The sequence below is a fragment of the Devosia insulae DS-56 genome (genome assembly GCF_000970465.2).
GTDB lineage: Bacteria > Pseudomonadota > Alphaproteobacteria > Rhizobiales > Devosiaceae > Devosia_A > Devosia_A insulae.
Genome location: NZ_LAJE02000228.1, coordinates 1 through 10,492, shown reverse-complemented (window position 1 = coordinate 10,492; position 10,492 = coordinate 1). Strand labels below are relative to the sequence as shown.

6 protein-coding genes are annotated in these 10,492 nt (G+C 66.2%); 3 read left to right on the top strand and 3 right to left on the bottom strand.

From position 1 onward, the window contains the following. Positions 1–146: 146 nt before the first annotated feature. Genes VW23_RS16435 through VW23_RS16425 form a run of 3 tightly spaced genes read right to left on the bottom strand, consistent with a single transcriptional unit; the run spans position 147 to position 6,558 of the window. Entirely contained in the window at positions 147–2,783 is a 2,637-nt protein-coding gene (locus VW23_RS16435; RefSeq protein ID WP_069910629.1) for a glycoside hydrolase family 38 N-terminal domain-containing protein, read from the bottom strand. Positions 2,784–2,808: 25 nt separating this feature from the next. Continuing rightward, positions 2,809–5,424 carry a glycoside hydrolase family 38 N-terminal domain-containing protein gene (locus tag VW23_RS16430; RefSeq protein ID WP_069910628.1) on the bottom strand — a complete coding sequence of 872 codons (2,616 nt, stop codon included), beginning with the start codon at positions 5,422–5,424 and terminating at the stop codon, positions 2,809–2,811. Between the two features lie 36 nt (positions 5,425–5,460). Then, positions 5,461–6,558: a lactonase family protein gene (locus tag VW23_RS16425; protein ID WP_084646232.1), complete on the bottom strand. Its 1,098-nt coding sequence runs from the start codon at positions 6,556–6,558 to the stop codon at positions 5,461–5,463. 225 nt (positions 6,559–6,783) lie between these two features. Between VW23_RS16425 and VW23_RS16420 the strand changes: the two genes are divergently transcribed. From VW23_RS16420 to VW23_RS16410, 3 genes are read left to right on the top strand one after another with little or no spacing between them, the layout of a single operon-like run. Further along, entirely contained in the window at positions 6,784–8,007 is a 1,224-nt protein-coding gene (locus VW23_RS16420; RefSeq protein ID WP_069910627.1) for an enolase C-terminal domain-like protein, read from the top strand. Positions 8,008–8,015: 8 nt separating this feature from the next. Further along, complete coding sequence (locus tag VW23_RS16415; RefSeq protein ID WP_069910626.1) at positions 8,016–9,104, top strand: ABC transporter ATP-binding protein; 1,089 nt, start codon at positions 8,016–8,018, stop codon at positions 9,102–9,104. A gap of 33 nt (positions 9,105–9,137) precedes the next feature. Next, entirely contained in the window at positions 9,138–10,376 is a 1,239-nt protein-coding gene (locus VW23_RS16410; RefSeq protein ID WP_069910625.1) for an ABC transporter substrate-binding protein, read from the top strand. Positions 10,377–10,492: the final 116 nt, after the last annotated feature.

The window sequence follows — 10,492 nt, the reverse complement described above, 5'->3', positions numbered from 1 at the left end:
CAAAGTGTGTATAAGTAGAGCAGTGGTATGCTATGTTGTACAGAGGTCGCGGGACGTCGGAGAGCAGCGCGGGGGCCTGGTGCGGTTTAGGCTGGAGGGGTGAGTCTCTTCGGGTGGGGGTGGCCACGCGCGCGGACCGAAGAGACTCACCCCTCCGGCGTAAACCGCACCAGCACCGTGCGAATCTCCCGCGGCTGTACCTCGACTGTCAGCGCCTTGCCCTTCAGCTCCAGCGCCGCACCTGGGTGCTCGATCGGGTCGGCGCTGCGGGCCGCTGCGGGGTTGCCGGTGAAGGTGACCGTCTGCCTGGCCGGCTTCACGGAGAGGTTCTGCAGGCGGAGCGCCACCCAGCCGCTATCCTCGCCCGGCTTCACCGTGACCAGCACGGGCGACGTCGCATCCGTGCCGAAGAAACTGTCGCTCAGCTTGCCCGTCGGTTTGATGTCGCGCATTGCCACCGGCGGGGTCGCGACTTCGGCGGCGAACTTTGCCGCGGCGGCCGCATCGGCTGGACCTTCATGCGTGGTGAGGCGATAGCGCAGCGGGATACGGCCGGACTGGGCCGACTTGAAGTTCACCAGCCAGTGGTTGTTGAGCGCCCAGCTCATGATGGTCGGGCCTTCGGGCTCGAGCGTGCGGTTCCACTTGCCGGTGGTGATGCCGCCCAGATGCGCCAGCGGTGCATCGAGCGGCACGACGGTGACGCCGCGTTGCTTGTCGCTGACATCGACCCAGCGGCCCACCGGGTACCAGTCCTTAGCGGCACCATCGAGCTGGTCGGCGTTGGGCACTGAGGGGATGCCGTTGAGATCGAGCAGAAAGTCCGGCTTGCCGAGGTTGAACGGGAAGGCAACGAACACCGCTTCAGCATCGGCGTGTTCGAGCTTGTCGATGCTCCAGTCGACGACGACGCATTTGGTATCGGCATCGAGCGCATAGACTACGGTCGCCGCAGAGACGCCGGGTGCTTCGATGTGGACAGTGATCGAGGCGCGACCTTCGAAGAGCTTCGCCGCATCGAGCGTCACCTTGGTGGCGGTTTCGCGCCTCCAGGGCGTGTCGGTGTGGCCGGTGAAGAATTCGGGTTTGTCGAAGCTGATATCGGCGATGGCCAGGCGATCGTCCGGGGAATCGACGGTCTCGTAGACGTACTCGCCCGGGCCCCAGCCCTGGTACTTGCCGGCGAAATCGTGGCCCTGCGCCTTGTCGAACAGCTCGGCAATGGCGCCGGTCTTGCCGTCGATGCGGATGCGGTAATGGCGGTTCTCGATGGTGTCGCCATTGGCTTTGAGGTCGCCAGCGGGGACACCCTTCTTCAGATCGAGGAAGGCATAGCCCATCGGCGGGATGGTGCCGGCGACGCGGCGGATCTCGGGATAGGGACGCGGACCACCCCAGGTGCTGCGGCGGTTGAAGAAGGTATCGAGCACGCCGACCGGCGCGGCGCCGCCGCGCGGCTCGGGCTCCTCGACGATCACCTTCCGCTCCCAGGGCAGCGTGTTGAACACCAGCACCTCATCGATGCCCGAAGCCTTGAAGGCTTCGTTGGGATCGAGGTTGCCGAGGTTGAAGATGCCTTCTGGCCCCTTCGTACCGAGCGGCGCCGCCAGCGCATTGGCGGCCCTGGCGACGGTGCCATGACCTTCCATGGCGGCGGTGTAGGCGAAACCGGCCTTGCGGTTCCACTGCGCCTGGCTGAACAGCGAATGCGGCGCTTCGACCGAGGAGTAGGCACCCCAGGTGTGCTCGTCGAACAGCGTCATCGACTCGTAGATGCTGGCAGCCCGATCGGCATTCCAATCGCCCTGCCCCTTGCTGCGGCGCCAGGCTTCGAGCGCCTCGCCGATGCCGACGATCTCATGCGCGGCGCGGTTGACGCCGACTTCGAAGGCCGAGGAGCCGACGCCATCGGCCCAGTGATCGGTCCAGTCGCCGCGTTGCGTGCCGATGACCTTGGCATACTTGTCTTCGAGCAGCCGGCCGAAATCGGTGACGGTGATGAACTCCATGCGGACGTTCTGGCGCTCGTCGTTCCAGCGGCGGACGAAATCCGGCATGCGGGCATCGGGCGGGCCGTTATCGACGCGCACCGGATGGGTGGATTCGCAGTAGAGGAAATCGAACGGATAGCTCGCGTCGTTCTCGAGCTCGTCGATCCAGCGCGGCAGCAGCCGATCGACCAGATCCCAATTGCCGAGCCCGGCCTGGCTGCGGCCGAACAGGTAGTGGTAGCCGTTCCAGGCCAGCACCTGCTTGCCGCTCGGGCCTTCCCAGCGGAAGGCGCCGGGGAAGGGTTTTGGCCGGGCGCCGCGGATCGGGTTGATGGCGGCAGTGTAGAACTTGATGCCGAGCTCGGCGAGGAGGTCAGCATAGAGCCAGCTGACGCCATTGACGTCGTCCTGCATGGCGGCCTCGACATGAAAGCCGAACTCATCGCGCAACGCTCGTAGCGGATAGAGCGAGCGGTGCATCTGCTCGACATTGAGCAGCGGCGTCATGTTGTACTGCATGCCGGCAATGTCGATGCGGCCCTGCTCGTGCCAGTGGCGGAAGCGGGTCACCTCGGCGGGGCTCGCCTGCCGGAGGTAGCGGAGGAACGGCCCGGTGGTCTCGACGGTCCAGCGATACTGCGCTTCGGCCGGATAGCGATCGGTGGCCTCGATCAGATCGAGCGCCTGACCAACAAACTCGCCGTGCTGGCGCAAGGCCACCTCCTGATAGTCGGTGAAGCCGATATCGGTGTGGGCATGGTTGCAGATGTAGATCGTCTTGATCTTGCTCACGGGGTTCCTCCTCCAGAGAGTAGATTTAGCTCAGGGCGATGCGGGTCCAGGCGCGCGGCGCGATGGTGAAGGCGACGGCGCCACCCGCCACCGGCAGGGCTTCGCCGGCACCGCCCAAGAGCGGCGTGCGACTGGCCTTATTGGGCTTGAAGCTGCCGGCCCCGACCTTGGCTTTCACCTCGACATCGCCGGGGTTGAGCACGGTGATCGCGACGCCATTGCCGTCGGCTTCCAGCCGCGTCAGCAGCGCCGTGCCGAGGTCGAGCGTCAGCAGGCTAGCCGCCGTGCTGCGGACCGCCCCGCGTTCGGCGTAGACATGGGTCGCCAGCGGCTGGGCATAGCTCAGCGCGGCCTGGGCCGAGGCGCCGAGTTCGCGCCGCGGCGCCGGAACCACGGTGAAGCGGTACTTGGTCTGGCCGCCCTGGTCGGCCTGGAAGTTGGTGCTCCAGTAGTTGTTGGTGAGCCAGGCCACCAGCGTCGGGCGTTCGCGGGTGACGCGGCCATCCGGATCGCCGAAGCGGCCAAAAGTGTAGCCGCCCACCTGCCAGAGCGGCGCATCCGGACAGGCGACCGTCACTTCGGACTTGGCGTCGCCGATGCGGATGAAGCGCTGCGCGGTGATGTAGTGCCGGCTGGCATAGGGCAACTGCTCGTCGTCGAGCTTGGCGACGGCGCCGCCGGTCTCGTAATGCGCGTCCCAGCCCGCGGCGAGGGCCGTCGGCATGGGGAGGTAGATGGCGTGCGGCTCGACGATCGGTTGCTTTATGACCGTGGCCTCGACATGCAGCACCGGTTCATCGCCGACGAGGCGGTAGAGCACGTCGACCTTGTCGCCATTGGGCAGCTCGAAGCTCTGGACGATGCGGGCATTGCCGCGCTCGACCGCCTCGCTGCTGCCGACCAGCTTGCCGTCGAAGCGCTCGGCCTGCCAGTCGCGATGCCAGGCGAGGTGCCAGTCGGGCGACTCGAGATCGGGCTGGCCGAACATGTCGGTGCGGATGCCGGAGGCGACGCGCTCCAGCACCGGCACGCCGAACTTCAGGTGCTCGCTGGCGGCGCCGGCATATTCGGTGCCGTCGAGCTTGAGCGAAACCAACCCGCCCTTGGCGTCGAGGCTGACAGTGAGGCGGCCGTTCGACAGCACGCCATCCCTGGCCGAGAGCTTGCCATTGGGCATCACGGCGGCCTTGGCGGCCGGGATGGTGACATAGCTCAGCGCGGGGATCTCGATCGGCGCGGTGTAGTAGGCGCCATGCTCGGGCAAGTCCGAGGTCACCACGTCCTGGCGCTGGATGCGGTGCGACGAGGGTCCGGTAGGCACCAGGTCCTCGAGGCCGAAGCCGCGCTTGGGATCGGGTGCATCGGTCATCGGCGGCAGGTAAGGCAGCCGGACCGACTGCTTCACCACAAAGCCGTGGGGGTTGTAGACCAGCAGCGTCGGCTCGTCGCCGCCGGCTTCGATGCCGAGGCGCTCGAGCCCGTCGCGGCGCAGCATGCGGGCGACGCTGGCGCCTTCAGCAACAGTCGCGAGCTTCAGCAGCTGCTGGGTGCGGGTTTCGGGTGAGTAGGGCTGGGTGATCGAGCGGTCGGCGCCCCAGGTGTGCTCGGCATAGAGCGCGAGGCCCTTGCGGGCGACATCGTGCAGCATGGCACGGCGGCGCGGCGCTTCGGTCGGGTGCCACGCGTCGAGGCCGGTCGCGGCATCGAGGTCGCGCTGGCCGCGCATCGCCTGGGCGGTTTCGAGCGCGGTGGAGCCGGCGCCGAAATTCCACCAGTCGGTCCAGTCGCCGCGCAGGGTCTGCATCGTCTCAGCCGGCTGCTGGCGGACGCGGTCGAAGAATTCGCTGATCGTTCCGAGCCTGAGCTTGATGCCGCCGGTCGAGGCATTGCCTTCGTTGAAGTTGCGGATGAAATCGGGCAGCGCCGCCTGCGGCGAGCCGTTGTCGTGGTAGCGGACATTGGTGATCTGCATCATCAGGAAGGGATGCGGATAGCCGGTCGCCTCCCACTTCCTGGCCCAACGTGGCACCCGGGCCCGGGCCTCTTCCATGTTGGTCGGGATCTGCAGGCTGCGGTCGGAGGTGACGCCGTAGATGAAGCCGTTATAGGCGGTGATGCTGCGGCCGCCCGGCGCCTGCCAGTTGAAGGCGCGCGGCCAGGGCTTCAGCGCGTGCCCATAGTGCTCGTTGATGGCCATCGAGATGCCGGTGATGCCATGGTCGAGCAGCGCATCGACGACGCCCCAGGGCAGGCCGTTGACGTCGGTGTTCATGGCCGAGCGCACCGGGATGCCAAGTTCGCGGAAGAATTTCAGCGGCTTCAGCACATCGAGGACCATCGAATGGTCCATCAGCGGGGTCATGTGCCAGCCCATGCCGGCGACTTCGATCTGCCCGCGCTTAACTGCGGCGAGGAAGCGGTCGCGGTCGGCATTGCTGGCATGCACCCACCAATCCATGGTTCCGCCGGTGACCTCGCAGGTCCAGCGGAATTTCGCGTCATCGGGGTAATCGGCAGTGCGCTCGGCAATATCGAGCGCCTCGTCGATGAAGCGGCGATGCAGCTCCATCACCACCGGCTGCGGGTGGGTGTAGCCGATGTCGGTATGGCTGTGATGGACGAAGAGGATTTCGTTGATCATGGGTGGCTCTGATGAACGGGGTGAAGGGGGAGCCGCCTAGAAGGCGGCGAGTTTGACCGACATCGGCGTGCCGACATCGAAATGCTGCAGGGGGTCGGACAGGGTGCCGGTGGCGTGATCGACGGCGAACACCGTCAGCCGATCGGAATCCTGGTTGGCGACGACGAGGTGCCGACCCGAGGGTGAGAAGGCGAGATCGCGCGGTGTCGTGCCGCCGCTCGGCCGACGGTCGGTCTGGCTGAGCTTGCCGGTGGTGTTGTCGATGCGGAGGGCCAGGATGTCGTTGCAGACGCGCAAGCCGACGAACAGGTGCCGGCCGTCGGCGCTGAGCAGGATGCCGGATGGCTGAACGATGCCACCATCGAGCGAGGGGATGGCGAAGCTGTCGCGCTGGGTCAGCGCGCCGGTTGCCGGGTCGACTGCGAGGCTCAGCACGGTGGGGATCAGCTCGCTGACCATAAAGATGGCGCGGCCATCACTAGAGAACACCAGGTGGCGCGGGCCCAGGCCGGCCGGCAGGGCGAAATCGCGGGCCCGCTCGTGGGTCAGGCTGCCATCGGCGCCGAGGCGGTAGGCGACGAGCCGGTCGATGCCGAGATCGGCGACATAGACGATGTCGCCTGATGGGGCCGGAACGACGCAATGGGCGTGTGCCGTCGTCTGGCGCGCCGCGTTGGGACCGCTGCCGGTGTGGCGGACACTGGCGACCGCAGCACCGAGCGAGCCGTCGCTGGCGATCGGGAAGACGCTGAGCGCCGCGTCGGGCCAGCCTTCGGGGTTGGCGCCATTGTAGTTGGCGACCAGCAGGAATTTTCCGTCGCTCGAGAGGCTGGCGTGGCAGGCCTCGTTGCCGCGCGTCGGCTGGCGGTTGATCAGCCGCAAGCCACCCGGCTCCACGGCGTAGGCGGCAATGGCGCTTTCGCGGGTGCCGGTGATCTCTGAGGTCGAGTAGAGCCGGCCACGCGCTACATCGGTCACCAGCCAGGCGGTATCGTCGACGCCGCCGACCAGATCCACCGCACCGAGCCGGCCGGTTTCATCGTCGAAGCTCAGCCGCGAAATGCCTTGGCCATTGGCCGCGCCGTATTGCGGCATGGCGCGGGTCAGGCTCCCGGTGAATGCGTAAATCGGCACGACGTCCCTCCCGCTTCCCCGTCATTGCCCCCTCGCGCCCGATCGACGCTTGCCAAGCCCGTTCGTTTGGAACAGGATCGAGGGCAATTGACACAACTAGTATGGTAGACCTACAACGTCTTGGCAAGGGCGGACGATGCCGATGCGGGATGCGACAAAAGCAGCACCCGGATCGATCAGCGAACCACCGCCCTGCCCGTTCGAAACGCCGAAAGCTGCACCCGAATGAAGATCGTCGACATCAAGGCCACCACCGTCGCCGTGCCGCTCGAGGCGCCGCTGCGGCATGCGTCGGGCGCCCATTGGGGGCGGTTCGTGCGCACCATCGTCGAGGTGGTGACCGATGAGGGGATTTCCGGCTGGGGCGAGTTGGGCGGCGGCGGCGAGAGCGCCGAAGCGGCAGTCAAAGGCTTGCTGCCTTACCTCAAGGGGCATGACCCGCTGCAGCTCGAACAGCTGCGCTGGAAGATCATGAACCCGGTGGCCAGCCTCTACAATTCACGCATGCAGGTGCACGCGGCGCTGGAAATGGCCTGCATGGACGTGACCGGCAAGGCGCTGGGGATCCGCGCCTGCGACCTGATCGGTGGGGCGCTGCGCGAGTCGATCCCGTTCGCGAGCTATCTGTTCTATCGCTATGGCAACGAAGAGCAGGGCTTTGGCGACGAGTTCTCCGCCGATGCGCTGGTGGCCGAAGCCAAGCGGCAGAAGCAGCTGCACGGCTTCAAATCGCACAAGCTGAAGGGCGGCGTGTTCGCGCCCGAGCATGATGTCGAAGTGTTCTCGGCGATTGCCGAAGCGCTGCCCGGCGACCGCTTCCGGCTCGACCCCAATTCGGTGTGGTCGGTGGAAGAGTCGATCTGGGTGGCCAACCAGATCGGCCATATCCGCAACGACTATTTCGAGGACCCGTGCTTCGGGCTCGAGGGGATGCGGCGGTTGCGCGACCGGATTTCCATTCCCACCGCCACCAACACCGTGGTGGTGAATTTCGAGCAGCTCGCCGCCTGCATCAAGCATGACGCGGTCGACGTGATCCTCCTCGACACGACGTTCTGGGGCGGCTTGCGGCAAGCCTACAAGGCTGGCCAGGTGCTCGAGACCTTCCAGTTCGGCGCCAGCGTCCATTCTTCGGGCGAGCTCGGCATCCAGCTCGCCTCTATGCTGCATCTCGGCGCGGCGCTGCCCAACATGAGCTTTGCGGCCGACGCGCATTACCATCACCTGCTCGACGACATCATCGTCGGCGGCAAGCTCAAATATGTCGACGGCGAGATCGCGCTGCCCAAGGGGCCGGGGCTCGGCGTCGAGGTCGATCGCGAAAAGCTCGCCCAATACGCCGCCTATTACCGCGAGGTCGGCGGCTACACCTATGACCGCGATCCGCAGCGCCCGGACTGGTACTCGATCCAGCCCGAGATGCGCTACGCCGACCCAGCCGGACGATAAGAGGCGCCATGGCAACCGTTACCCTCCGCGACATCATCAAGATCTACGGCGAGTTCGTCGCCATCAAGGGCGTCGACCTCGATATCGAGGACGGCACTTTCGTGGTGCTGGTCGGGCCCTCCGGCTGCGGCAAATCGACGATCCTGCGGATGATCGCCGGGCTCGAAACCATCTCGCATGGCGAGTTGAAGATCGACGGCAAGCTGGTCAACGACCTGCCGTCGCGCGATCGCGGCATCTCGATGGTGTTCCAGTCCTACGCGCTCTACCCGCACATGAGCGTTTCCGACAATCTCGGCTTCGGGCTGCGTATCAGCGGCGTGCCAAAGGACGAGATCGCCCGGCGCCGCGGCGAGGCGGCGAAGATGCTGGGGCTCGACCCCTATATGGATCGCCGGCCGAGCCAGCTCTCCGGCGGGCAGCGGCAGCGCGTCGCCATCGGCCGCGCCATGGTGCGCGAGCCAAAAGTGTTCCTGTTCGACGAACCGCTTTCCAACCTCGACGCCAAGCTGCGCAACCAGACCCGCATCGAGATCAAACGGCTGCAGCGCCAGCTCGGCGCCACCGTGGTGTTCGTCACGCACGACCAGGTCGAGGCGATGACGCTGGCCGACAAGATCGTGGTGCTCAACGACGGCCGCGTGGCGCAGATCGGCACGCCGCTCGAGGTGTTCGAACGCCCGGCCAACATCTTCGTCGCCGGTTTCATGGGCGCACCGTCGATGAACATGCTGAAGGCCGAGGTTGGGCCGGGCAATACGATCCGCGCAGCGGGACTCGACGTCCCGGTGCCGGCCGACCGCTTCAGCCTGCCGGCCCAGGGGACTGCGGTGACGCTGGGCATCCGGCCCGAGGATATCGTGCCGGAAGGACACGGCACGCGGCCGGAGCTGGGCGCCGACTTCAGCGCCGAAGTGAGTTTCGCCGAGATGCTCGGCAACGAAAGCCTGCTGTTTGCCGAGCTCGGCGGGACCGAGATCGTCGCACGCATGCAGCACCCACGTGCCCTCGAGCCCAACCAGCAGGTGCGGTTCCGCATCGACGGCGCGCGCGTCCACGTCTTCGACAACGAAAGCCAGAATTCGCTGCTCCGCTAAGGCGCAGCGGGAACAACGACAAGGGAGAGAGACATGTCGTTACTAAGGACTCTTACGGTTGCGGGCCTTGCCGCCGTACTGTCGGCGGGCACCGCCTATGCCCAGGACCTGATCCTCAACTCGGACAAGACCGAGTGGAATCCGGGGATATCCGCGATGATGGACGCCGCCGGCACCGCCGCGGGCGTCAAGGTCACGGTGCAGGACATCACCCCAACCGACAAGTATCAGGCCTATATGCAGACCTCGATCGCCGGCAATAATGCCCCGGCGTTCTTCACCTGGTGGAACGGCCAGCAGCTGAGCGACCTGGTGGCGACGGGCATTCCGGCCGACCTCAGCGCCGAGTGGGATGCCGCCATTGCCAATGGCGACTATTCGGAAGCGCAGCGCGAACTGGTCAGCGTCGACGGCAAACCGTACGGCGTGCTGCTGAACGTCGCCAACTGGGTGGTGTTCTACAACACCGCAGCGTTCGAGAAGGCCGGCATCGCAGCGCCTCCCACCACCTGGGAAGAACTGATGGCCGACGCCGAAAAGCTGAAGGCGGCGGGCTATACCCCGTTCAACGGCCCGACCTCGGGTGGCTGGATGCCGTTCATCTGGTTCAGCCAGCTGGTGCTGGGCGGCGATCCGGACGCCTTTGTCGGGCTGACCGACGGCACCGTGCCTTATGACGGCCCGGCCGTGCAGAACGCCTTCAAGGTCTGGGGCGACATGTACGCCAAGGGCTACTTCACCGATCCGCGCGAGCAGGACGACCAGAAGTTCTTCGTTGACGGCACGGCTGCCATGTACCTGATCGGTGACTGGCACTCGGGCTCGTTCGCCGAAGCCGGGATGGAGCCGGGCGTCGGCTTCAAGACCTTCCTGATGCCGTCGCTGTCGCCGGATGTGCAGCAGTCGGTGATCGTCGAAGCCTCGCCGATCGTTGTCTCGAAGGCGGCGCTCGATGCCAACCCCGAACTCGCCAAGGCCGTGCAGTCGATGATGGGCGTCGACGCCTCCAACGCGCTCGGCACCAAGATCCAGGTCTATAACGGTAACCTCAAGGCCGCGGCGCCCAACGCCACGATCCAGGCCAACAAGGACATGGTGGCTGCCGCCAAGCCGCGCGCGCTGGTGCGCTGGTGGGAAGCCGTGCCGTCGCAGATCCAGGGTGATCTGGTCGCCGCCATGGGCGCCTTCATGTTCAACCCGACCCCCGAACAGGCGGCCGAGTCGATGAAGACCATGCAGACCATCAACGCCGACTACTGGGCCAGCAAGTAAGCAGGTTCCTCCCAGCCGGTCGCGCTTTCGGGCGCGGCCGGTCCTTCGGAGCCTCGGACTCTCAGTGCTCCTCCCCCGTGAAAAGCGGGGGAGGGGGACCAGCGAAGCTGGTGGAG

Excerpts from the sequence above, each read along its gene's own strand:
- VW23_RS16420 (WP_069910627.1), top strand. The coding sequence starts at position 6,784 with ATGAAGATCGTCGACATCAAGGCCACCACCGTCGCCGTGCCGCTCGAG.
- VW23_RS16430 (WP_069910628.1), bottom strand. The coding sequence starts at position 5,424 with ATGATCAACGAAATCCTCTTCGTCCATCACAGCCATACCGACATCGGC.
- VW23_RS16415 (WP_069910626.1), top strand. The coding sequence starts at position 8,016 with ATGGCAACCGTTACCCTCCGCGACATCATCAAGATCTACGGCGAGTTC.
- VW23_RS16410 (WP_069910625.1), top strand. The coding sequence starts at position 9,138 with ATGTCGTTACTAAGGACTCTTACGGTTGCGGGCCTTGCCGCCGTACTG.